Annotated in this window: 19 protein-coding genes; 8 read left to right on the top strand and 11 right to left on the bottom strand. The window is 62.1% G+C overall.

What is annotated here, in order from left to right:
• Positions 1 to 8 precede the first annotated feature (8 nt).
• A complete protein-coding gene (locus SAZ10_RS19340; protein ID WP_412535247.1) occupies positions 9 to 950 on the top strand; it encodes a lysophospholipid acyltransferase family protein in 942 nt (313 codons plus the stop codon).
• A 1-nt stretch (position 951) separates the two neighbouring features.
• Here SAZ10_RS19340 and SAZ10_RS19335 read toward each other — a convergent pair whose 3' ends face one another.
• The gene (locus SAZ10_RS19335; RefSeq protein ID WP_412535246.1) at positions 952 to 1923 is read right to left on the bottom strand and encodes a hypothetical protein; all 972 of its coding nucleotides are present in this window, start codon (positions 1921 to 1923) and stop codon (positions 952 to 954) included.
• Positions 1924 to 2056: 133 nt separating this feature from the next.
• On the opposite strand from SAZ10_RS19335, the gene SAZ10_RS19330 reads away from it, so the two are divergent.
• Positions 2057 to 2644, top strand: a complete 588-nt coding sequence (locus tag SAZ10_RS19330; RefSeq protein WP_318610984.1) for a nitroreductase — start codon at positions 2057 to 2059, stop codon at positions 2642 to 2644.
• 8 nt (positions 2645 to 2652) lie between these two features.
• On the opposite strand, the gene SAZ10_RS19325 is transcribed toward SAZ10_RS19330, so the two are convergent.
• Both SAZ10_RS19325 and SAZ10_RS19320 read right to left on the bottom strand, forming a co-directional pair.
• Positions 2653 to 3531 (bottom strand): CoA ester lyase, encoded by an 879-nt coding sequence (locus tag SAZ10_RS19325; RefSeq protein ID WP_318610983.1) that lies wholly within the window; start codon positions 3529 to 3531, stop codon positions 2653 to 2655.
• A 1-nt stretch (position 3532) separates the two neighbouring features.
• On the bottom strand, positions 3533 to 3985 hold the full coding sequence (locus SAZ10_RS19320) for a MaoC family dehydratase (protein WP_318610982.1): 453 nt from the start codon (positions 3983 to 3985) through the stop codon (positions 3533 to 3535).
• A gap of 204 nt (positions 3986 to 4189) precedes the next feature.
• Here SAZ10_RS19320 and SAZ10_RS19315 point away from each other — a divergent pair, with 204 nt between their 5' ends.
• Positions 4190 to 5311 carry a DUF2336 domain-containing protein gene (locus tag SAZ10_RS19315; RefSeq protein ID WP_318611085.1) on the top strand — a complete coding sequence of 374 codons (1122 nt, stop codon included), beginning with the start codon at positions 4190 to 4192 and terminating at the stop codon, positions 5309 to 5311.
• Between the two features lie 16 nt (positions 5312 to 5327).
• Here SAZ10_RS19315 and aat read toward each other — a convergent pair whose 3' ends face one another.
• The 6 genes from aat to SAZ10_RS19285 form a co-directional block, all read right to left on the bottom strand.
• A complete protein-coding gene (gene aat / locus SAZ10_RS19310; protein ID WP_318610981.1) occupies positions 5328 to 5954 on the bottom strand; it encodes a leucyl/phenylalanyl-tRNA--protein transferase in 627 nt (208 codons plus the stop codon).
• Positions 5955 to 5965: 11 nt separating this feature from the next.
• A complete protein-coding gene (gene accC, locus SAZ10_RS19305; protein WP_318610980.1) occupies positions 5966 to 7309 on the bottom strand; it encodes an acetyl-CoA carboxylase biotin carboxylase subunit in 1344 nt (447 codons plus the stop codon).
• A gap of 19 nt (positions 7310 to 7328) precedes the next feature.
• Complete coding sequence (gene accB, locus SAZ10_RS19300) at positions 7329 to 7802, bottom strand: acetyl-CoA carboxylase biotin carboxyl carrier protein (protein ID WP_318610979.1); 474 nt, start codon at positions 7800 to 7802, stop codon at positions 7329 to 7331.
• A gap of 34 nt (positions 7803 to 7836) precedes the next feature.
• Positions 7837 to 8271, bottom strand: coding sequence for a type II 3-dehydroquinate dehydratase (aroQ, locus tag SAZ10_RS19295; RefSeq protein ID WP_318610978.1), 435 nt, complete (start codon positions 8269 to 8271; stop codon positions 7837 to 7839).
• A gap of 133 nt (positions 8272 to 8404) precedes the next feature.
• A complete protein-coding gene (locus SAZ10_RS19290) occupies positions 8405 to 9226 on the bottom strand; it encodes a DsbA family protein (RefSeq protein ID WP_318610977.1) in 822 nt (273 codons plus the stop codon).
• A gap of 52 nt (positions 9227 to 9278) precedes the next feature.
• Positions 9279 to 10682 (bottom strand): M48 family metalloprotease, encoded by a 1404-nt coding sequence (locus SAZ10_RS19285; protein ID WP_318610976.1) that lies wholly within the window; start codon positions 10680 to 10682, stop codon positions 9279 to 9281.
• Between the two features lie 145 nt (positions 10683 to 10827).
• Here SAZ10_RS19285 and SAZ10_RS19280 point away from each other — a divergent pair, with 145 nt between their 5' ends.
• Complete coding sequence (locus SAZ10_RS19280; protein WP_318610975.1) at positions 10828 to 11976, top strand: pyridoxal phosphate-dependent aminotransferase; 1149 nt, start codon at positions 10828 to 10830, stop codon at positions 11974 to 11976.
• Positions 11977 to 12044: 68 nt separating this feature from the next.
• On the opposite strand, the gene SAZ10_RS19275 is transcribed toward SAZ10_RS19280, so the two are convergent.
• On the bottom strand, positions 12045 to 15083 hold the full coding sequence (locus SAZ10_RS19275; RefSeq protein WP_318610974.1) for an Rne/Rng family ribonuclease: 3039 nt from the start codon (positions 15081 to 15083) through the stop codon (positions 12045 to 12047).
• Between the two features lie 68 nt (positions 15084 to 15151).
• On the opposite strand from SAZ10_RS19275, the gene SAZ10_RS19270 reads away from it, so the two are divergent.
• From SAZ10_RS19270 to prfB, 4 genes are all read left to right on the top strand, one after another.
• A complete protein-coding gene (locus tag SAZ10_RS19270) occupies positions 15152 to 15577 on the top strand; it encodes a hypothetical protein (protein ID WP_318610973.1) in 426 nt (141 codons plus the stop codon).
• Positions 15578 to 15703: 126 nt separating this feature from the next.
• Positions 15704 to 16951, top strand: a complete 1248-nt coding sequence (locus SAZ10_RS19265) for an N-acetylmuramoyl-L-alanine amidase (protein WP_412535252.1) — start codon at positions 15704 to 15706, stop codon at positions 16949 to 16951.
• Positions 16952 to 17150: 199 nt separating this feature from the next.
• Positions 17151 to 19604, top strand: a complete 2454-nt coding sequence (locus SAZ10_RS19260; protein ID WP_318610972.1) for a penicillin-binding protein 1A — start codon at positions 17151 to 17153, stop codon at positions 19602 to 19604.
• 161 nt (positions 19605 to 19765) lie between these two features.
• A protein-coding gene (gene prfB / locus SAZ10_RS19255; RefSeq protein WP_318610971.1) for a peptide chain release factor 2 occupies positions 19766 to 20897 on the top strand; the annotation gives its coding sequence in 2 pieces (ribosomal slippage) (positions 19766 to 19831 and positions 19833 to 20897; 1131 coding nt in all).
• A gap of 61 nt (positions 20898 to 20958) precedes the next feature.
• Here the strand turns inward: prfB and SAZ10_RS19250 are convergent.
• A complete protein-coding gene (locus SAZ10_RS19250) occupies positions 20959 to 22212 on the bottom strand; it encodes a M23 family metallopeptidase (RefSeq protein WP_318610970.1) in 1254 nt (417 codons plus the stop codon).
• Positions 22213 to 22402: the final 190 nt, after the last annotated feature.

Here is a 22402-nt window from a genome sequence, read left to right as displayed (position 1 = left end):
TGAACGCAATGCGCCGCAAGGAAATACTCTTTCCTGAGCTTTCCTATGCCAACCCCGATCACACCCGGCTAAAGCGCTGGTTCATCCGCTCGGTGGAAGGGCTGTCGGGGCGTGACCGCTATGCCCGGCTTTATGAGGTCTGGCGCAACGAGACAGCGCCGACGGGCGAGCGAATCTTCGGGCGTATGCTCGAGATCATCGATGTCTCGCTCGATGTCGAGGGTTTCTGGCCGCCTGCCGACCTGCCGGATGCCCCCCTCGTGATGGTGGCCAACCACCCGTTCGGCATAGGCGACGGCATTGCTATCCTGTCCATGGCCGAGCAGCTTGGCCGACCGTTCCGCGTAATGATCAATGCCGAACTCCTCAAGATCCCGGAAGTTCGTGCCTATTCTTTGCCGATCGACTTCAGTGAAACGAAGGAAGCGCTGAAGAACAACCTAGCGGTCCGCAAGGAGGCCCTTGAGCTGCTCAAGGCGGGCGTCACCATCGTGGTCTTTCCCGGCGGCGGCGTTGCCACTGCGCCGAACGGCTTCGGCAGGGCCAGGGACCTGCCATGGAAGATGTTCCCGGCCAGATTGATCCAGGAAGCCAGGGCGTCGGTCATTCCCGTTCATTTCACCGGCCAGAATGGTCGATTGTTCCACATCGTCAGCGGCCCGATGAACATGGTCGAAGAGGAAAACAAGCTGAAGCGCATGGTCGGCCAGGTCTCGCTCACTTTGCGGACCTCGCTCTTGATCCGGGAGTTCACCAAGCTTTCGGGAAAGTCGATCAGCGGTCGCGTAGGCAAGATGATTCCGTGGTCGGAGCTGGAGCCGATACGCGACCGCAAGGAGCTGATCGCCTATCTCTACCGGGCGGTCTTTTCACTGCCTTCGCAGAAGCCGCGTCGCCGCCGCAATCGGCGGCCGCGTCTCCGCAAAGAGCGCGCCGGGCTCGCTTATTAGTTTAGTCGGCTTCGTCGGTCTGATCGGCGGCGTCTTCGCTGGCGATGACCTCGACTTCCTGGTTCTTGCCCGATTCGACCCGGAAGTCTTTCTGATAAAGGCGATCGCGGTTCTTTGCGATGATGGTGTATTCGCCCTCGGCGAGCACCATGGAGGCATATGCCCCGACGAATTCGCGGACCGGATCGCCGGAATCAGAGATGATGGACCAGGACGTATCGGCAATCGCTTCGCCGCCTGGCTCGCGCACGAGCTTCATCGTCAGTTCCGCGGCATGATGCTCGATGGTTGCCTCCACGAGCTTGCCTGCTTCGACCTTGATGTCGGAGCGGGTCACGGCGTTGACGGAGCCGTAGGTCGAGACAATCTGGTAATTGCCGGAGTTCAGGCGGATGACCGTGTTGGGGCTGACGTCAGGGATGATGAGCGCACGTTGGCCCTTGGCGTCCGCCTTCGCTTCATAGACCGAGAATTTCAGCAGCGACGGTTTTACGCGCTCGCCACCTGCGAGAACCGCATTGAGTTTCAACCCGCCTGCATCGAGCACCAAGCTCTCGTGCTTGCTGTCGCGGCCGACCGTAATTTTCTTGGTCGCGCCGGCACGCCCAAACGAGGCGTGAACCAGATAGCTGCCCGGTGCGAGCTGGAAGCTGCTCGAGCCTCCTTGCGCCGAAGCGACGAGCGGCAGCTTGCCGTCCGGCCCTGGCTTGGGGCCGAAGATGCGCCAGACCAGACCACGTGTGATATCTGCGCCGTTGGAAGTAAGCTGTGCCGCGAGCGTGATCTTGCCGAGACCGACCGCTGTCTGGGCGAGCGGCAGCTCGTCAATCGCAGGCGCATAGCTGTTCAAGGCGGGCGACGAGAAGCCGCTCGCCGAGCCCATGTCGGCCTCTTGCGCGAATGCGGCCGTCGCGGCAAAAAAAGCCACGGCCACACATTGCCCCCTCACGAGCAATCTGGTCACCCCTCTCATGTCTTGCGTTGAAACCCAAGCTGGTGGCAAATTCAAGGCCCGTCAATGGCAACACGCCATCAGCCAGAGCGAATACCCCGATCTCGCAGCAAGTCGCCGGGTCCGCTTCAGCCAGCAACCCGTGGATTTAAACATGTCATCATCCGATATCGTCGATTTCCTTGCCAACCGAATCTCACCGCCGATCCCCGATCTCAACGAGCCCGCGCCGGGCGATGCCGAGATCGAGCAAATGATTCGCATCGCGACCCGCGTTCCCGACCACGGCCGCCTGGAACCCTGGCGGTTCATCATCTATCGCGGCGAGGCGCGGCTGAAGGTCGGAGAGAGGCTTGCCGAGCTTGCCGAGAAGAACGAAGGACCGCTGCCTGAAGGTCCCCGCCGCAAGGAGCTCACTCGCTTCTCGCGCGCGCCGCTTGTGATCGGCGTGATTTCGAGCCCGAAGGATCATCCGAAGATCCCGCAATGGGAGATGTTCCTGTCGGGCGGCGCCGCTGCGATGAATCTCGTCCATGCGGCCAACGCGCTTGGCTACGGCGCGCATTGGATCACGAACTGGTATTCCGATTCGGAAGAGGGGCGGCGCATCCTTGGCCTTGCCCCGCAGGAGCGGGTCATCGGCTTCGTTCATATAGGCAGCTATGCGGGCACGCCGCCCGATCGTCCGAGACCCGACGTCGCCAAGCTGATCTCCGAGTACAACGGGCCGTGGGAGGCCTGACGCGTTGTTCAGAGCATCCCGGCAGTAGCGGCGCGAGCGAGCAGGCGCTCGGCGCGGCGCAGATGCGGTCGGTCGTACATCTGGCCGTCGAGTCCCACGACGCCCGGGTTCCCAGCTTCGGCGAAGGCTCGCACGATCGCTTTCGCCTGCTCGATTGCGTCGCCCGACGGCGTGAAAGCTTCGTTGATGAGCGGCACCTGATCGGGGTGGATCGCGAGCTTCCCCGTGAAGCCGTCGCGCGCTGCCTCTGCGCATTCCAGCCGAAGTCCTTCCGAATCGCGGAAATTGACGAAGACCGTGTCGATCGCCGCAACCTCTACCGCCGAGGCGGCAAGGATCGTCAGCGTACGGGCCAGCCGAAAGACATCGGTATAACGACCGTTGCCTTCACGAGTCGCCATGGCGCCGATCGCAGCGGAAAGATCCTCCGCGCCCCATGTCAGCCCGGCCAGCCGGGGGCAGGAGACGCGATAGGTCGAGGCTGAAAGCACTCCGAACGGGGTCTCGGTCATGATGCCGACGATCTCTGTGGCGCCGTCGTCCAGGCCGTTCTCGGCCTCGTGCACGCGCAGCATTGCGGCCAATTGAACGACGTCCGCGGCGGAGTTGCATTTGGGCAGCATAATGCCGTCCGGCCTAGCCTTCACGACAACGGCGAGGTCCTCGTCGGTCAGTCCCGTTGAGAGATCGTTGACCCTCACGTAGATTTTGGGGCCCAGGCCGCGCTGCAGGTTGGCGATGAAACCATGCGCCAGGGCGCGCGCCGCAGGCTTGCTCGCGGGAGCGACCGAATCCTCCAGATCGACGATGACGACATCTGCGCCGGAGGTGGACCCCTTTGCGAGCTTCCGCTCCGAATCGCCGGGCACGAACAACAGAGAGCGCATGTCAGGCGAGCCGCTTGCGGATCATGGCGTGCCGCCGACATTTCGCGACAAGTGTGCCGTCCTGATTGAAGGCTCGGTGCTCGAACTCGACTATCCCACGGTCGGGTTTCGATTGCGACTCGCGCACGCTGATCACCTCCGTCTCGACCCGGATCGTGTCGCCATGAAAGACCGGGTGCGGAAAGACGGTCTCGGTCATGCCCAGATTGGCGATCGTGGTGCCGAGCGTCGTATCGTGCACCGAAATGCCGATCATCAGGCCCAGCGTGAACAGCGAGTTGACGAGCGGCTTGCCCCATTCGGTCTTGGAGGCAAAATCAAAGTCGATGTGCAGCGGCTGCGGGTTCATCGTCATGACCGAGAACAACACATTGTCGCTTTCGGTGACCGTGCGGGTGATCGAGTGCCTTACCAACTGTCCAGCGCTGAATTCCTCGAGGTAGAGGCCTGTCATGTGATCCTCACCTGGTCCATGGGACCGAAACATGCGCAGCGTCTTTTGAACAAATCCGCTGCGCAAACAAAAAGATAGAGCGGTGCGGCGATCCAACCTGCCCGCACGCCGCCCTAACCAAGTCGGTTAATGAATATGGTGAACGCTTCATAAACCAATTCTCCCTAACTTCCGGCTCGTGGGTTGGGGTGCAAAGTATCCGTGATGGTGGTCAGCCATTTTCTCAAGTGGGTACACACGGCGCGGGTCGCTCAGCGCGCCGCAGCCGCTGCGGCACTCGCTGATGCCTATATCAACCGCGATCTTCCCTTCGAGGATCGTTGCGCGGCAGAGGCAGCGCTGACGCTACTTCTGGATGATCCCTCCTACAAGGTCAGGCTGGCGATGGCAGACAGGCTGTCGATGAGCCATTACGCTCCCTTGCAGGTCATCAACGCCCTGGCATCTGACCAGGCCGAGATCGCTGCGCTCGTGCTGTCGCGTTCGCCGCTGCTCTCGGACGCCGATCTCATAGACCGGATTGCGTCCGGATCGGCGACTATCCAGGCCGTCATTGCTCGACGGTCGAGCGTTTCGATGTCGGTGTCGGCCGCGATCGCGGAGGTCGGCGAGGCGGACGCCTGCGCGGAGCTGTTGGCCAACACAGGCGCTGCGGTCGCGTCGGTCAGCCTGCGTCGTATCGCCGAGCGGCACGGTCATGTCGCGCGGGTTCGCGAGGCGATGCTCGCCAACCCCCTGCTGCCGCCGGACTGCCGGCACATGCTGCTGGTCAAGCTCGGCGAGGCGCTGAGGGCCGCGCCGCTTGTCGTGGCCTTGATCGGGCACACGCGGGCCGAGCGTCTCACCCGAGAGGCCTGCGCCAAGGCTTGCATTACCCTTGTCGACGGCACGCGTATGGAGGAGCATCCGGCGCTGGTCGAGCATCTGAGGCTTGCCGGCGAGCTCACGCCATCTTTCCTTGTCAGGGCGGTCGCGCACGGGAAGATAGATTTCCTTGGTTCTGTCCTGGCGGCTCTGACAGGGCAGGGCACGGCACGAATCACGTCAGTGCTCGCCAGCGGCCGAGACGTGGCCGTTGTCGCGCTGCTCAATTCGGCCGGCTTGCCGACGCCGGTTCACAAGCCCGTCCTGATCGCGCTCAAGATCTGGCGCGAGGTGGCAAATGGCAAGCGGGTCGCGGGGTCTCAGGAGGTAAGTTGGTTGATGCTGCGGGAACTCGGCGATCCGCCAGTCGACGACAAGCTTGCTGGGCTGATCAGATCGATCCACCTCGACTCGCTGCGCGAGAATGCCCGCTGCCACGCCCTCGCGATCGCTGCGGCTTGAGCAAGCTGTTCAACGCTCACGGCAGGAAGCGATTAAACACTGCCTCTCCTTCGAGCGCTTTCTCGAGGAGTTGCTCGTATTTCTTGCGCGGTACATCGATCGCGCCGAAACGCTTCAGATGTTCGGTAGTGAACTGCGTATCAAGGAGGACGAAGCGGCGGTCGATCAGACGCTCCACCAGCTTGACCAGGCAAACCTTCGACGCGTCGCGCTCGCGCGAGAACATGCTTTCGCCGAAGAAGGCCCGACCGAGCGTCACGCCATAAAGCCCGCCGGCAAGGCGGCCATCACGCCAGGCTTCGACCGAATGGCAGTGCCCGCGTCGATGGAGCTCGACATAGGCCTCGCGGATAGGCCCGTTTATCCAGGTGTTGCGGCGCTCGTCGCGCGCCTCCGCGCAGCCATCGATGACGCCGTCGAAGTCGACATCGATGGTAACTTCGAACAGGCCGCGTCGGATCGTCTTGGCAAGGCTTCGCGGGACGTGGAAGGCATCAAGCGGAATGATGCCACGAGTCTCCGGCCGTACCCAGAACACTTCCGGATCCGAGGCGCTTTCGGCCATAGGAAAGACGCCCGAAGCATAGGCCTTGAGCAGAAGGTCCGTCGGGATGCGATGACCAGGCGCATATGGGCGGGTCATGTCGCGGCTCGCTACTCGCTGGATGCGAGATATTTCTCCAGCCAGTGGATATCATAGTCGCCGTTGGCGATATCGGCATTCCCGACGAGATCGCGAAACAGCGGCAATGTTGATTTTATCCCGTCAACGACGAATTCGTCCAGCGCGCGACGCAGCCGCATCATGCATTCGACACGATTGCGACCATGAACGATGAGCTTGCCGATCAGGCTGTCGTAATAGGGCGGGATACGATAGCCGGAATAAGCGCCTGAATCGACGCGAATCCCGAGGCCGCCTGGCGTGTGGAAATGCGTGATCGTCCCGGGCGAGGGCGTGAACGTGCGCGGATCTTCGGCATTGATCCGACACTCGATGGCATGGCCGAGGAAGCGTATGTCTTCCTGTTTGGCCGACAATCCCCCGCCGGAGGCGACGCGAATCTGCTCGTGCACCAGGTCGATGCCGGTGATCGCTTCGGTCACCGGATGTTCGACCTGGAGACGCGTGTTCATCTCGATGAAATAGAACTCGCCGTCCTCGTAGAGGAATTCGACCGTGCCGGCGCCCGAGTAGCCGAGATCGGCGATTGCATTGGCGACGATCCCGCCGATTCTCGATCGCTCTTCGGCATTGAGAGCCGGCGACTGGGCTTCTTCCCAGACCTTCTGATGACGGCGCTGCAGCGAGCAGTCGCGTTCGCCGAGATGAATGGCCTTACCGGCACCGTCGCCGACCACCTGGACCTCGATGTGACGCGGCTTCACCAGGAATTTCTCGATATAGACGGCGTCGTCGCCGAAAGCCGCACCGGCCTCCGAGCGCGCCGTCGCCAGCGCGATGGCCAACTCGTCGGCGGAACGCGCAACCTTCATGCCGCGTCCGCCGCCGCCTGCTGATGCCTTGATGATGACGGGGAAGCCGATCTCGGCGGCGACACGGTGGGCCTCCTTGTCGTCGCTCACCGCCCCGTCCGAGCCGGGCACGACCGGAATGCCGAGGCGCTTTGCCGTGCGCTTGGCCTCGATCTTGTCGCCCATGATGCGGATATGCTCCGCTGAGGGGCCGATGAAGGTGATGTTGTGGGCAGCCAGGATGTCGGCGAACTTGGCATTCTCCGACAGGAACCCGTAGCCGGGATGGATCGCGTCGGCGCCGGTGATCTCGCAGGCTGCGACGATCTGATAGATGTTGAGGTAGGATTCGCGCGACGGCGGCGGGCCGATGCATACGCTCTCGTCCGCGAGCCTCACATGCATGGCGTCGGCATCGGCGGTCGAATGAACGGCGACCGTCCTGATGCCGAGCTCCTTAGCGGCACGCAGCACGCGCAGCGCAATTTCGCCGCGGTTGGCGATCAGGATCTTGTGGAACACCGGCAGTTTCTCCCGAAGCCTATTCGATGACCACGAGCGGCTCACCGTACTCGACCGGCTGCGCGTCCTCGAACAGGATTGCCGTCACCGTGCCGGCACGCGGCGAAGGTATCTGATTCATCGTCTTCATGGCTTCGATGATAAGCAGCGTCTGGCCTTCGCGCACCTTCTGGCCGAGCTGGATGAATGGCTCGGCATCCGGGGAGGGCGCGACATAAGCGGTTCCGACCATTGGCGAGGTAACAGTATTCTTCGAGAGGTCGGGCGCCGCCGCGGGCGGGGCTTCCACAGCGGCTAGGGGAGCGCTGGGGGCAGGATTTGCCGCTACCGGGAAAGGGGCGGCGACGGCAGCATGAACATTTGACGTTTGTCGCGACACACGTACGCGCAAATCTCCCTGCTCGACCTCGATTTCGGTCAAATTCGTTTCATTTAGTATCCCCGCAAGTTCGCGGATCAGTTGCTGGTCAACGCCGGTCTTCTTTGTCGACATGAACAGTCGGTTCCTTGTTAGGCTCACGGGCCGGTCAGAGCTTGGTAGCGAGGGCCTGCAGCGCCAGGGTGTATCCGAGCGGCCCAAAGCCGCAGATCACCCCGACCGCTACAGGCGACACCATCGAGTGATGGCGAAACGCCTCGCGTGCATAGATATTCGAGAGATGGACCTCTGCGACGGGGGTCGGCGCAATCGCACGGATAGCGTCGTGAATCGCAATCGAGGTGTGGCTGTAGGCGCCGGCATTGATGACGATACCGGCGGCCTTGTCGCCGGCTTCATGGATCCAGTCGACCAGCACACCCTCGTGGTTGGACTGCCGAAAATCGACTTCAATACCCAAAGCCTTGCCGGCCTCGCGGCACTCCTCAGCAATCCCATCGAGAGCCTTCGAGCCATAAATCCCCTGCTCGCGCTTGCCGAGCATGTTGAGATTGGGACCGTTCAGCACAAAAACCGTTTTCACCGGAAGACCTTTCGCTGGCGCCGGCCGGCGCCGCAACCTCTATAGTGGCGACGAAGGCACACGAAAAGAGCGGGAAAGCGCGAAACGCACGCCTTTCCCGCTCAAATCGAAGCCGAATCGAGACTCGGCCGGCTCAGCACGCCGTAGTTGCGCAGGCCCCCTTGGCGGCTGCGAGCTTCTCGTTCAAGACTTCCAGACCCTGTGCGCCGAACACCACCTCGTCTCCGATCACGTAGGACGGCGTGCCGGTGATCGCCAGCTTGTTGGCGAGATCATAGGTCTCGTTGAAGATGTCGCCGATGGACGGATCCTTCATCGCTTCGCGCAGCTTGGCCTCGTCGGCGCCGAGCGAAACCGCGATCTTGATGGCAGTGGCCTCGCTGGCACGGCCATGGCCGCCGAGAAGCTGGTTGTGGAACTCGCCATATTTCTCCGGCATCATCTTGTGGAAAGCCATCGAGACGACGCTCGCCTTCTGGGAATCAGGGCCGAGGATCGGGAACTCCTTGAGGACGAATCGCAGATCGGGCTGTGCCGCCGTAATGGCCTGCATGTCCTCGATCGCTCGCTTGCAGAAGCCGCAGTTGTAATCGAAGAACTCGACTATTGTGACCTTCCCGTTGGGATTGCCCACGATCCCATCATTGGCTGAATTGAAGATCTTGCCCTTATTGTCCTTGATGACACCGAGCTGCGCGACCTTCTGCTCCTCCTTCTGCTTGGCTTCGAGCGCCTGCTGCACATCGAGCAGCACCTCGGGATTGGCGAGCAGGTAGTCGCGGACGACCCCTTCGACCGCCTTGCGATCGAGTTTTTCGTTGGAAGCGACCTGCTCGACGCCGGACACATCGTATGCAGCATTAACCGGCCCCGGTCGGCCGGCCAGGAAGCCGCCTGCAAAAACGGCTGCCGAGACTATGGCGCCGACGGCGCCCCACAGAATTGCTCTTGTCATATCCGCTCCAATTGCCGACCGCTTTCCCACGATCGTGGGCCGCGCGGCAAGGCTAGTTGTTCTTCTTCCCGGGTACTTTGAAGTTGATGATGTCCTGCGCGCGAAGCCAGCCGGGTGAGCCTCGCTTCATTGCCTGCTGGGCGCGCGCCGCGAAGATCTTGGCATCCTTGTATCCGCCACCGTAAAAATACCCTTCCGCGGTAGCAAGATCGGCATCCGCAATCTCGCCGAGCTGGCCATAGGCCTGTGCGAGATAGCGATAGCCGGAAACGTTCTCCTTGTCGCGATCAAGCCCTTTCTTCAGGGCAGCGGCGGCCTTCTCTGCCGAAGCGGAATCGCCGATAGCGAGCAGCGCCTGCCCATATGAAACCTGCAGCAAGCCCGATTTTGCGGGATCGAGACTCACAGCTTTCGCATAGGCCACGGCGGCTTCCTTGGGCTTGTTTTCCTTCAAGAGCACGTCGCCGCGCAGCTCGTAGAGATAAGGATTGGCCGGCATTTTCTTGATCAGGGCATCGGTCTTCGCGAGCGCGGATTTCAGGTTGCCGTGCAGGAAGGTATAGATCGCGTCGCCGTAGGCTGCCGGGATTCCGGTCGGATCCTTGCGGAACATGCGCGTGGTCGACGCTTCGCCGGTAAAGGCCGCAATCTTGGCGCGCATCATGTCGTGCCTGAGCTGCAGCTCCGGAGCATCGACGTTGTTGTAGTAGGGGCTGGATTCCGCCAGCGTCTGCAGATTGGCGATACGGTCGCGCGGCATCGGGTGGCTGACCAGGTAAGGATCGACCTGGGTGCCGGACAAAGACAGCGCGCTCTGGAAACGCGCGAACGTCTTCAGCATGCCCTTGGCCGACTGTCCGGTCTTTTCGAGGTACATCACTGCAGATCGGTCGGCGGCGGTCTCTTCGCCACGCTGGTAGCTCAGCAGTGTACGCCGGGCCAACTCGGTGCCGCCCATCGTAATACCCATGCCACCCTGAGCGAGCTCGCCATTGTTGGTGGCGGCGCCTGCGGCCATCGCGCCGAGGCCCAGCAGGCCAGCAACGATCGCCATGGTCTGGGCACGCGCCAACTGGTCGCGCAGCCTTTGCTGATGGCCGCCGGCCAGATGGCCGGTCTCATGGGCCACCACGCCGATGATCTCGTTCGGAGTCTCGGCCGTCATCAGCGCGCCGGTATTGACGAAAAGGCGGCGCCCGTCGACGAAGGCGTTGAAGCGTCTGTCATTGACCAGCACGATGGTGATGCCGGATTTCGACACCCCCGCCGCCTGCCAGATTGGCCGTGCATAGTCGCGTACCAGGGCCTCGATCTCGGCGTCGCGGACGATAGGGACGCTCTGTTGCGCATGGGCAGTCCCAGGCACGGCCGTCGCCAGATAAAAGCTGGCGAAGATTGTCGCCGCCGCTTTTCTAGAAAGCGCTGACAGTGCGGATGGGAAAAGCTCTCGTTTCATGACCGATCGCACTGGTAAACCATTGGCCGAGTAGTGAAAAGGCAGTGGTACCGACATCATGAACTTGTGACCGCCATATCAATCAGGCATTTGTGCGACGCAGCCGCGAGACTATCCCTTGCGGCCGAAATTTCGGAGCCTGACAATGGTGTTCTCCCTGTCCCGTCGCGGTGATGTAGAACCTTTTCATGCGATGGATGTCCTTGCCGAGGCGAATCGCCTGAAAGGCCTCGGACATGATGTCATCTCGATGGCAGTCGGTCAGCCTTCCGACCCGGCGCCTAAAGCCGTGCGGGAAGCCGCCGCACGCGCGCTGGTAGCAGGCCGGATCGGATACACCGATGCGCTCGGGATAGCTGGCCTGCGCGAGGCAATTGCCGCGCATTATCGCGAGCACTATCGCATCGATGTACCGCCTCAGCGAATTGCGGTGACTACAGGTTCGTCAGCGGCCTTCAATCTCGCTTTCCTGGCGACGTTCGATGTCGGCGACAGGGTCGCTGTTGCTGCACCAGGCTATCCCGCCTATCGGAACATCCTCTCGGCGCTTGGGGTCGAGGTGGTCGAGATCGAGCTAGCCGGGGCAGGGCACCTTACGGCCGGGCATCTCTCCCAGGCTCATGCCCACACTCCGCTCAAGGGCGTGCTGTTCGCGAGTCCTGCCAATCCGACAGGGTCGGTGATCCCGGCCGGGGACCTCGAAGAGTTGCTGCGTGTTGCCGGCGAACTCGGCATCGCGGCGATCTCGGATGAAATCTATCATCGCCTTGCCTATTCGGCACCCGACATCACGGCACTGTCCTTCAGCAAGGACGTGACGGTGATAAACTCCTTCTCGAAATACTACTGCATGACCGGCTGGCGCGTGGGCTGGATGGTGCTGCCCGAGCCGTTGGTCCGGCCGGTCGAGCGCATCGCGCAGAGCCTTTATATCTCGCCGCCGGAGCTGTCTCAGCTGGCGGCCATCGCAGCCTTCAGCGCGAGCGAGGAGCTCGATGCGATCAAGGCACGGTATGAGGTGAACCGCAAGCTGTTGATGCGGCGCCTGCCCGAACTCGGCTTCCGGCTGGCCGCCCCCATGGATGGCGCATTCTATGCGTTCTGCGACGTTTCAGGCCTCACCAATGACAGCATGGCATTCGCCCGGCGTATGCTCGCAGAGGCACATGTCGCGGCGACTCCGGGACGAGATTTCGATCCGTTCGAAGGGCATCGTTTCATGCGCTTCTCCTATGCCGGCAGCAATCAGGAAATGATCATGGCGATCGACCGGCTGGCACGCTGGCTCAAATGACGGACACGACATGAAAAAACCGGGGAAGACCCCGGTTTTCTCATGTTTCAATCCGGTTGAGGAGCTGATCAAAAGAAGCTCTTGCGCTGCCACCAACCGCCTTTCTTGGGGCGGCTTTCCTCGGAGCCTGTCGAGGAGACGACGACCGGTTCGGTGGGCGCAGCGTCGCTGCCCGGCCGCCGGCGTGTCCGGTGGATGGGGCCTTCTTCCTCATCGGATTCAGACGCTGGAGCCTCTTCGTCGGTCGTGACAGGCTCCGGCCAAGCTTGCTCCGCGCTCACCGCCTGCTGTTCATCAGCCGCTTCGGCAGCCTTTTCCGTGCGTGGTTCAGGAGCCTGCATCTCCCCTTCTTCGGCTGCCTCTGCGCCGCCGACCTCTTCAGCGGCATGCGGACGCTCGGTCTCCGTCGCGGAGGCTGAAGGTTCGGTTTCGCCGGCCGGTTCAGGGAGATCGTCCTCGGACTCACGGTGAGAGCTCGAATCCTCGTTGGCCGTATCTTCGCCAGCGGCTTCATGGTGGCGATTGCGCCGACCGCCCCGCTTGCCGCGCCGGCGCTTCTTATGTGCGCCCTCGGCATGATCGGTCGCGTCCGAGGACTCGTCCGCTTCAGCGTTTTCCTCACTGCGGTCTTCAACCAAATCGGCTTCGGCCGCATGCATGTCGGAAGATACTGGCTCCGCACCATGCGCGGCGCCATGCTCGCCGTCACGATCCCCGCCGCGCTTCCGGCGGCGTCTGCGCCGCTTGCGGTCGCGATGCTCGCCATGGCCGTCGTGCTCGGCATGCTGCTGGGCGTCAGCAGCTTCCGTCTCAGCCGCTTCGACTGTGTCTGCTTCGATCTCGTCTTCATCTTCGAGCGGTGCGGGCAGGATCGGTTGCAGGTCCTGCGTCGTCACCGGCTTTTCGGCGACGGCACCGCGCAGGATCGCATAGGGCTGCGCACCGAGCGTCTCGTCGGCCTCGAGCGTGATCGTGACGCCGAACCGACGCTCCATCTCGACCAGCGTGCTGCGCTTGTGGTTGAGCACGTAAAGCGCCGTCACGGCAGGCGTCTTGCAGGTGATGTGATGGCGCGAGTCCTTGAGGAGGAACTCTTCGATCGCGCGCACGACATGCAGCGCGACCGATGAATCGGAGCGTACGTGCCCGGTGCCGCCGCAATGCGGACAGGGCTTCATCGTCGATTCGAGCACGCTCGCGCGGATCCTCTGACGCGACATTTCCAGCAAGCCGAAATGTGAGATGCGGCCGACCTGGATGCGTGCGCGATCGTTCTTGAGGCAGTCCTTCAGTCGTTTCTCGACCGCGCGGTTGTTGCGGTTCTCCTCCATGTCGATGAAGTCGATGACGATCAGGCCGGCAAGGTCGCGTAGCCGAAGCTGCCGCGCTATCTCCTCCGCCGCCTCCAGGTTGGTCTGCAGCGCCGTATCCTCGATCGAATGCTCCTTCGTCGAGCGGCCCGAGTTCACGTCGATCGAAACCAGCGCCTCGGTCTGGTTGATGATGATGTAGCCGCCCGATTTCAGCGTCACCTGCGGTTGCAGCATCTTGTCGAGTTGCGCTTCGATGCCGTTGCGGGCGAAGATCGGGATGGTGTCGCGGTAAGGCTGAACCACCTTGGCGTGGCTCGGCATCAGCATGCGCATGAAGTCCTTGGCCTCGCGATAGCCCTCCTCGCCGGAGACAAGGATCTCGTCGATGTCCTTGTTGTAGAGGTCGCGAACCGAGCGCTTGATGAGGCTGCCTTCCTCGTAGACGAGGGCAGGGGCGGTCGATTGCAGCGTCAGGCTGCGGACATTCTCCCAGAGCCGCATCAAATATTCATAGTCACGCTTGATCTCGGCCTTGGTCCGGCTCTCGCCGGCAGTCCGCAGGATGACGCCCATGCCTTGCGGCACGTCCAGATCGGCGACGACCTCCTTCAGCCGCTTGCGATCCTGAGCATTGGTGATCTTGCGTGAAATGCCGCCGCCGCGGGCCGTATTCGGCATCAGCACAGAGTAGCGGCCGGCAAGCGAAAGATATGTGGTCAGCGCCGCGCCCTTGTTGCCGCGCTCTTCCTTCACGACCTGAACCAGAAGGATCTGACGGCGCTTGATCACCTCCTGGATCTTGTAGTTGCGGCGAACCGGCCGGCGGCGATTGCGGATCTCATCGAGCGCGTCTTCGGCGCCGACGGATTCCACTTCGCCGTCCTCTGCATGCGAATGGTGGATCTCTTCGACTTCGACGACCCCGCCGCTTTCGCTTTCCGAGACAGCGGTATTGTCGGAGGCGGTGTCCTCCTCCTCGGCAGCGCTATCCTTGACCGCCTCTGAGATCACGTCGGCATCGACCACAGCAGCCATGGAAGCGGGTCTGTCCTGCTTCGGCGCTTCGGGGTCGGTCTGGCCGTCTGCCGCGACTGCGTCTCCGAAGGTCTCCATCGAAGTCTGATCGGCGGATTCGGACGATGTTTCCGAAGCACTCCCATCAGGGTCGAGCGCGGCCGACACCGGACCGCTGTCGCCGGCATCGGCGACACGATCGTCGTCGTCCGTGTCGGATGAAGCGGCTTCGGGTGCCTGCGATTGCGCGTCAATCTCAGGCCGGGTTTCTTCCCACGATCCACCCGCGCCGTCATCCGCCGAGGCCGAACTCTCGGTCTCGACGTCCGCTGCTTCGGCCTTTCCGTTTTCGGCGCCGGCTTCAGCCGATTCGCCCGACGCATGGTGTTCGTCGCGCTCCCGATGGCGACCGCCACCACGCCGGCGGCGCCGACCACGGTTGCGTTCACCGCGATCCTCGGTCTCGCCGTCTTCGTCGTCTTCACTCTCGGCGGCTTCGGCCTCGGCGCGCAACAGCGCCTGACGATCGGCTACCGGAATCTGGTAGTAGTCTGGGTGAATTTCGCTGAATGCCAGGAAGCCGTGGCGGTTGCCGCCATATTCGACAAAGGCGGCCTGAAGCGAGGGTTCGACGCGCGTCACGCGCGCCAGATAGATGTTTCCTTTGAGCTGCTTCTTGTCCTGTGATTCGAAATCGAACTCTTCGATGCGGTTACCGCGTGTGACGACAACTCGCGTTTCCTCCGGGTGGGAGGCGTCTATAAGCATTTTGTTGGGCATTATTCATGTTCCTCCCGGTCTCCGCGGGTCGGGCCGGGCGGGCATTTCTGCCTCGCCCGAGCATCGACATGCTGCGGGAGCCGGACCATCTTGCGTCCGCCGGCAATTGGCGTGGCGCGAGGATGAGGCCCACCGCCGCCAAAATGGCGCGGCTCCTTTCCGGCCTGTCCAATTTCGCGCTTGAATCCATTTTCAAAACCAGCGGAACCATTTCAACCAAGGTCCGAGTTACCGGACCAGCCTTTTCGCTCGTCGAGAGCCGGGACGGACTGCAGTCCGACCGTTTTCCTCACACAAGGCTTCCGCGTCACCGGAAAAGCCTTGAAGAAATCTACCAGGATCGCCTGTGCCCGCATCGGGTCGCGAAACGAACAGCCTTTCGTCGCCTCCACAAACATCGAACGGCGCTTGGGCCTGTTCCGGGCATTGCAGTGATCCGGAACCGCTTTTATGATTTGGCTGCTTTCATGGCAACCCTGTTTCGACGCCTCTAAATTGCCTGAGCTGGCACCCGAAAGTGGCCGAAATTCTTGGTTAACCATAAGCGGCTACCAGTCTTTCATCGCTTCGTGCCGGTTTCCCTTTTGTGCAGTCGGAATAACTTGATGCGGCAGTCGATCATGCCCTTGGCCCTCTTCGTAGCTCGCAAAGCGAGGGTCATGCATGCCGCAGCGGCACAGCGTATCCGCAGTCTAATATGGTTGTTCGTTCTGGTGATCGCCAGCGCAGCCCCTGTCGCAGCCGATTCTTCGCTCAGGGCGACCGATTTCAAGATGGCTGGGAATGCCACCGAAATGCGGGTGGTGCTGCACTTCGACCGCGAGCCCGACCCGAAGTGGTTCCTGCTCCGTGGGCCGCACCGGCTGGTCATCGATCTGCCCGAGACAAGCTTCGTGATCGACCCGACGTCGCTGAGCCCGAGAGGTCTTATCAAGAATGTGCGCTTCGGCGCGCTGGACCAGGGCAAGTCGCGCCTGATCTTGACGGCCAAGGGGCCGTTTTCGGTCGACAAGGTGGATGTTATGCCGGAGGAGGGCGGCCAGGGATACCGCCTCGTTGCCGATATCTCGGCCGCGTCGGACCGCAAATTCGACCAGGCCCTTGCCGACCAGTCGCTGACTACAGCTTCAACCGACAAGGGCGACCGGTTGGGCAAGCCTGTCGCGCTTCCGGCCAAGCGCTTCACCGTCGTCATAGACGCGGGCCACGGCGGGATCGACGGCGGCGCCGAAGGCGCTAGCGGTACCGTCGAAAAGGCGATCACGCTGTCATTTGCCCAGGAACTTCAGAAGCAGCTCGCCGGGACCGGTAAATACGACGTCTTCATGACGCGCGACACTGATGTTTTCCTTCCTCTCGACGAGCGGGTGCGTATCGCGCGCCAGCACGAGGCCGACCTGTTCATCTCGATTCATGCCGATACCATCAGCCTCAAGGGCATTCGCGGTGCCACAGTCTATACCGTTTCGGACAAGGCCTCCGATGCGGAAGCCCAGGCGACGGCCGACCGGGAGAACCTTTCGGATACGCTTGCCGGCATCGATATCAAGCAGGAGAATCACGAGGTGTCGGACATTCTCGTCGACCTCATCCGGCGTGAGACGCACACGTTTTCAGTACGCTTTGCGCGCGCATTGGTGGAAGAGCTTTCGCCGGCCGTGGAGCTCATCAACCATCCGCATCGCTCAGCCGGCTTCAGGGTGCTCAAAGCTCCCGACGTGCCTTCCGTCCTGGTCGAGCTTGGCTATCTATCCAACCCCAAGGACGAGACGCAGCTGCGCGACCCGGATTGGCGGTCCAGGGCGGCAGACCGCATCGCCTCCGCCATCGCCGCCTTCGCTGCGACCAAAACCGCTACTGGCGGCTAAGGCGGCTCGTGCTAACTGCTCGTTGTAATTCAACCACAGTCCGTGGTTTAATTGGGCAAATTGAATCTGGCAGCTTGGTGCTGCCGTATTTTGCCCATATCGGCGCGACAAGAATTTTTCCATAGGGATCGGGAGTGCTTCGCTCAGGCGCGGCAGCGGCCACCGGCGCCGCTTTCCCGGTCTTTAGACTGGAGCGGGCATGATACGTCTCATCGGCTATTTCTTCGGCATCGTCACGACACTCGGATTGCTCGTCGCTGCCGGTGTCGGCATCTATCTCGGCAACCTCACCAGAGAACTCCCGAATTACGAGGTACTTGCCAAATACGAGCCGCCGGTGACGACGCGCATCCATGCTTCCGACGGTTCGCTGATGGGCGAGTTCGCGCGCGAGCGTCGTCTTTACTTGCCGATCCAAGCGGTGCCGGACCGAGTCAAGGCGGCCTTTCTCTCAGCCGAGGACAAGAATTTCTACAACCATCCAGGCGTCGACATTGTCGGTCTCACGCGTGCGGTCATCACCAATTTCAAGAATATGGGTGCAGGCAAACGTCCGGTCGGCGCTTCGACGATCACCCAACAGGTGGCTAAGAATTTCCTGCTGTCGGCCGACCAGACGATCGACCGCAAGGTCCGCGAGATGATTCTCGCCTTCCGCATCGAGCAGGCCTACTCCAAGGATCGCATTCTCGAGCTCTACCTCAACGAGATCAATTTCGGCCTCGGTGCTTACGGTGTCGCCGGAGCGGCGCTCACTTACTTCGACAAGTCGGTCAATGAATTGACGGTCGCCGAGGCGGCGTATCTGGCAGCCTTGCCGAAAGCCCCGTCCAACTATCATCCGTTCCGCCATGAGGAGCGTGCGATCGGTCGGCGCAACTGGGTGATCGACCAGATGGTGGCGAATGGCTATGTGAACCCGGAAGAAGGCGAGAAGGCCAAGGCCGAGCCACTCGGGGTCAAGGCACGCCGCAAGGGCAGCTATCTCTTCGCCGGCGACTACTTTACCGAGGAGGTGCGACGCGAGATCATGGCCCGCTATGGCGAAAACGCTCTCTATGAGGGCGGGCTCTCGGTACGCACGACGCTCGATCCCAAGCTGCAGCTTATTGCGCGCAGGTCGTTGCAGAACGGCCTGATCAAGTTCGACACGCTGCGCGGCTATCGCGGTCCCTATACCAAGATCGATATCTCCGGCGATTGGGGCGAGGCGCTTGCCGCGGTGAAGGGCCTCGACGACGTGCCCGAATGGAGACTGGCCGTCGTGCTCGACAGCTCCGGTTCGGGCCTGTCGATAGGCTTCCAGCCGCCGCGCGACGCGGCGGGCAAGGTGACCGACAAACGCGAGACCGGCACCATCTCGGCCGAGGATATGAGCTGGGCCATGCGCTACAAGCAGGACGGCAAGCTCCTCAAGGCCAAGTCGCCGGCCGATGTTCTGCATCCCGGCGATGTCGTGTTCGCGGGAAAGAAGGACGACGGCAGCTATATCCTGCGCCAGCCGCCGGAAGTGTCCGGCGCGATGGTGGTGATGGACCCGCATACGGGCCGGGTTCTGGCAATGGTGGGCGGCTTCTCCTATTCGCAGTCCGAGTTCAATCGTGCCACACAGGCCTATCGGCAGCCGGGCTCGTCCTTCAAGCCGATCGTCTATTCGGCAGCCCTCGACAACGGCTACACGCCGGCGTCGGTGGTCATGGATGCGCCGATCACCATTCACATCGGCAACGAGACCTGGACGCCGAAGAACTACGACGGCAAGGGCGGCGGGCCATCGACGCTTCGCACCGGCATCGAGCGCTCGCGCAACATGATGACAGTCCGGCTCGCCAATGACATGGGCATGAAGCTGGTCGCCGAATATGCCGAGCGTTTCGGCGTCTATGACCACCTGGATCCGTTCATCGCCAATGCGCTGGGCGCCGGCGAGACAACCGTGATGCGCATGGTTTCCGCCTATTCGGTGATGGCCAATGGCGGGCGCCAGATCAAGCCGTCGCTGATCGACCGCATCCAGGACCGCTATGGAAAAACCGTTTTCAAGCATGATGAGCGCAGCTGCGAAGGCTGCGTCGCGACGGCCTGGGACAATCAGGCGGAGCCGGAGCTCATCGACAATGCCGAGCAGGTGCTCGACCCGATGACCGCCTACCAGATCACGTCGATGATGGAGGGCGTTGTTCAGCGCGGCACGGCGGTCACGATCTCCGAGCTCGGCCGCCCGATCGCCGGCAAGACCGGCACCACCAACGATGAGAAGGATGCCTGGTTCATCGGATTCACACCCAATCTCGTCGCTGGCCTGTATATCGGCTATGACAAGCCGCAGGGGCTGGGCAAAGGCGTGACCGGCGGCGGGCTCGCTGCACCTATCTTCAAAGAGTTCATGCGCCAGGCACTGGAAGGCACGCCTGTGGTCGATTTCCGGATGCCGGAAGGCATGAAGGTGATTGCAATCAATCGCAAGACCGGCATGCGGGCCAACGAGGGCGATCCGAGCACCATCATGGAGGCCTTCAAGCCCGGCACCGGGCCGGCTGACAGCTATTGGGTCATCGGCATGGGAGACGAGCTCGGCACGGGTGTCGGCGGTGACGCGATTTCACCGCAGGCCAACCGCGCCATCACACAGGGAGCCGGCGGCCTGTACTGACGGGCTGCGAACGGGCGAGCTTGTCTGCGATAGCAGCAGACATTATGGCCGCATGCAGGCAGGCCTTTTGGGCCTGCCCCATTTTTCTTTACAGGGGCGGGGCCCATCCCTATGTTCCGCGCCGACTCAACGCCCCGACGGGGCCAACAACGAAGATCAGAATGCGTCAGGAAACCCAGATTCTCGTCGATGAGATCAAGCAGGCGATCGCCCTGCTGAGGAGGCATCTTTGACTGGGATCAGGCAGTCAAGCGTCTCGAATACCTGAACATGCGGGCGGAGGATTCCGCCCTGTGGAACGACCCGACGGAAGCGCAGAAGCTGATGCGCGAACGCCAGAGCCTCGATGACGGCATCCGCTCGATCGAGGGACTGACCCGCGCGCTCGACGACAATGTCGGGCTGATCGAGCTTGGCGAAGAAGAGGGCGACGAAGATGTCGTCGGCGAAGCCGAGGCTGCCATCCGTTCGTTGTCGGGCGAAGTCAAGGCACGCCAGGTCGAGACCATGCTCTCGGGCGAAGCGGACGCCAACGATTCCTATCTCGAAATCCACGCCGGAGCCGGCGGCACCGAGAGCCAGGATTGGGCCTCGATGCTGCTTCGCATGTACACGCGTTGGGCCGAACGTCGTGGCTTCAAGGTCGAGGTGCTGGAAATCCACGATGGCGAAGAGGCCGGCATCAAGTCCGCTACGCTGCTCGTCAAGGGGCACAACGCCTATGGCTGGCTGAAGACCGAGTCGGGGGTGCATCGGCTGGTCCGCATCTCGCCATACGACAGCAACGCACGCCGGCACACCTCGTTTGCGAGCATCTGGGTCTATCCGGTCATCGACGATTCTATCGTGATCGAAATTCCGGAATCGGAGGTGAGGATCGACACCTATCGCTCCTCCGGCGCGGGTGGGCAGCACGTCAACACTACCGACTCCGCGGTTCGAATCACCCATATCCCGACCGGCATCGCGGTCGCTTGCCAGGCCGAGCGGTCGCAGCACAAGAACCGTGCCAAGGCTTGGGAGATGTTGCGTTCGAGGCTCTATGAAGAGGAGCTGAAAAAGCGCGAGGCGGAGGCGAATGCCACCGAAGCCGCCAAGACCGACATCGGTTGGGGTCACCAGATCAGGTCCTATGTTCTGCAGCCTTATCAGCTCGTGAAGGATTTGCGGACCGGCGTCGAGAACACGAGCCCGTCGGACGTGCTCGACGGCGATCTCGACGAATTCATGGAAGCCTCGCTGTCGCAGCGCATCCAGGGCGGAGTGACGGCGCAGGTTGCCGACATCGATTGACGTCGCGCCTTGCAGCGCGCGACGTGTGCCGGCGAGAGCGCCCTCGGAGCGACGAGGTTCTTCAGAGCAGCTTGCCGACCGTCATTCCGGCTTTCAGGAAACTGAGCGGGTCAATAGCGTCGCCGTCGCGTCGCACCTCGTAGTGGAGGTGAGGTCCGGTAGAGCGGCCGCTGGTACCCGTTTCGCCCAGCACGCTGCCGCGTGCGACACGGTCGCCGACCTTCACTTCGATGCGACTCAAATGTCCATATCTGGTCGAGAAGCCGTTGCCGTGATCGACCTCGACCATGCGGCCGTAGCCTCCGTTCCAGCCGGCGCTGCTCACGATCCCGGGTGCCGTCGCGCGGGCGGGCGACCCGATGGCCGACCTGAAGTCGATGCCCGAATGCAACGCAAGCGTGCCGAGCAGAGGATCCTTGCGCACGCCGAAACCGCTGGTGATCGGCTCTCCGGGCGCGGGGTTGGCGATGGGATAAGCACGCGCCTCCTTCTTCAGCGCGTCGAGCTGGTCGAGGGCCTCGTCGAGCTCCTTCACCTTGGTGTCGAAAGCGGTTGCCGAATCGACGGCGATCAACGGGCCGCCGATGCCTTGCTTGCCGTATTCGCTGTCGACCGGAAGTCCCGCCGCTTCGAGCGCGTCCGCTATCTTGTCGGCAGTGTCATACGCGTTGGCGGCGAGCGCGGTGACTCGGTCCAGCTGTTCCTTTTCGATGCTCCGCAGCGACTGGTTGATGGCGACAAAGAGCCTGTCCGCATGGTCGGCCGAAGAATCATCCATGGCCAGATCATTGCGGGTGGCCCAAGCTGAAAACGGCTGAGAGGCAGCATTTGCCGTCTTGACGGGTGCGAAGGCGTTGATTGCTGCGCGTAGATCCGGCTTGCCCACGGGCGCCGGCGCGTCTTCGGGGAGCTCCGTCGCCGCGCGGTCGAGAACCGAGCCCAGCCGGCCATGGCGGGCCGAGAGCTGCGTCTGCCTTTCAAGTAGCTCGCTAACCTTGTTTTCCATCAACTGCTGATCGAGGAGCTGACGGCTGGTGATGCGATCCACCTGTGCCCGCAATGCTGAAATGCGGTCTTCATAGGCCTGCTGCATACGTGCCTGGCGGGCAAGGTTGGCGCCAATCAGATCATCACGCAGTACAAGATAGGATGTTGCGAGGAGGTAACCGATCGCGATCGAGAAAAATGCCGAACCGGCGAGCGCGGCGAGCCAGGGCCTCACCGTAAAATGGCGAATCTGGTCACCACGGGCAATGATGACAGTGTGAGGCTCCTTGCGCCTGCCGAATACCGCTGACCGACCAGATGCTCTCACGGATGTCTGTTCCCATGCCCCAGGGACCGAGAGCCTGATTACACATTGTTAGGGTTAACAAAGCTTTTCACATGCGAACATTGCGCGTGTGGGTTTAGCGGTTCGGACCCCAAAAGGCGCGACCGCTTTCAAAAGAACCTATCTCTGGACAACGAGATGAGCGGCCTGGCAGACCAGCCGAAACGCTCGC

The sequence above is a fragment of the Mesorhizobium sp. BAC0120 genome, assembly GCF_033542235.1.
GTDB lineage: Bacteria > Pseudomonadota > Alphaproteobacteria > Rhizobiales > Rhizobiaceae > JAWRCU01.
Note: the sequence above shows the minus strand (reverse complement) of the source record. Positions and strands in the feature narration are given on the sequence as shown.

Excerpts from the sequence above, each read along its gene's own strand:
- SAZ10_RS19340 (WP_412535247.1), top strand. The coding sequence starts at position 9 with ATGCGCCGCAAGGAAATACTCTTTCCTGAGCTTTCCTATGCCAACCCC.
- SAZ10_RS19335 (WP_412535246.1), bottom strand. The coding sequence starts at position 1,923 with ATGAGAGGGGTGACCAGATTGCTCGTGAGGGGGCAATGTGTGGCCGTG.
- SAZ10_RS19330 (WP_318610984.1), top strand. The coding sequence starts at position 2,057 with ATGTCATCATCCGATATCGTCGATTTCCTTGCCAACCGAATCTCACCG.
- SAZ10_RS19325 (WP_318610983.1), bottom strand. The coding sequence starts at position 3,531 with ATGCGCTCTCTGTTGTTCGTGCCCGGCGATTCGGAGCGGAAGCTCGCA.
- SAZ10_RS19320 (WP_318610982.1), bottom strand. The coding sequence starts at position 3,985 with ATGACAGGCCTCTACCTCGAGGAATTCAGCGCTGGACAGTTGGTAAGG.
- SAZ10_RS19315 (WP_318611085.1), top strand. The coding sequence starts at position 4,190 with ATGGTGGTCAGCCATTTTCTCAAGTGGGTACACACGGCGCGGGTCGCT.
- aat (WP_318610981.1), bottom strand. The coding sequence starts at position 5,954 with ATGACCCGCCCATATGCGCCTGGTCATCGCATCCCGACGGACCTTCTG.
- accB (WP_318610979.1), bottom strand. The coding sequence starts at position 7,802 with ATGTCGACAAAGAAGACCGGCGTTGACCAGCAACTGATCCGCGAACTT.
- SAZ10_RS19290 (WP_318610977.1), bottom strand. The coding sequence starts at position 9,226 with ATGACAAGAGCAATTCTGTGGGGCGCCGTCGGCGCCATAGTCTCGGCA.
- SAZ10_RS19285 (WP_318610976.1), bottom strand. The coding sequence starts at position 10,682 with ATGAAACGAGAGCTTTTCCCATCCGCACTGTCAGCGCTTTCTAGAAAA.
- SAZ10_RS19280 (WP_318610975.1), top strand. The coding sequence starts at position 10,828 with ATGGTGTTCTCCCTGTCCCGTCGCGGTGATGTAGAACCTTTTCATGCG.
- SAZ10_RS19275 (WP_318610974.1), bottom strand. The coding sequence starts at position 15,083 with ATGCCCAACAAAATGCTTATAGACGCCTCCCACCCGGAGGAAACGCGA.
- SAZ10_RS19270 (WP_318610973.1), top strand. The coding sequence starts at position 15,152 with ATGCTGCGGGAGCCGGACCATCTTGCGTCCGCCGGCAATTGGCGTGGC.
- SAZ10_RS19265 (WP_412535252.1), top strand. The coding sequence starts at position 15,704 with ATGCCCTTGGCCCTCTTCGTAGCTCGCAAAGCGAGGGTCATGCATGCC.
- SAZ10_RS19260 (WP_318610972.1), top strand. The coding sequence starts at position 17,151 with ATGATACGTCTCATCGGCTATTTCTTCGGCATCGTCACGACACTCGGA.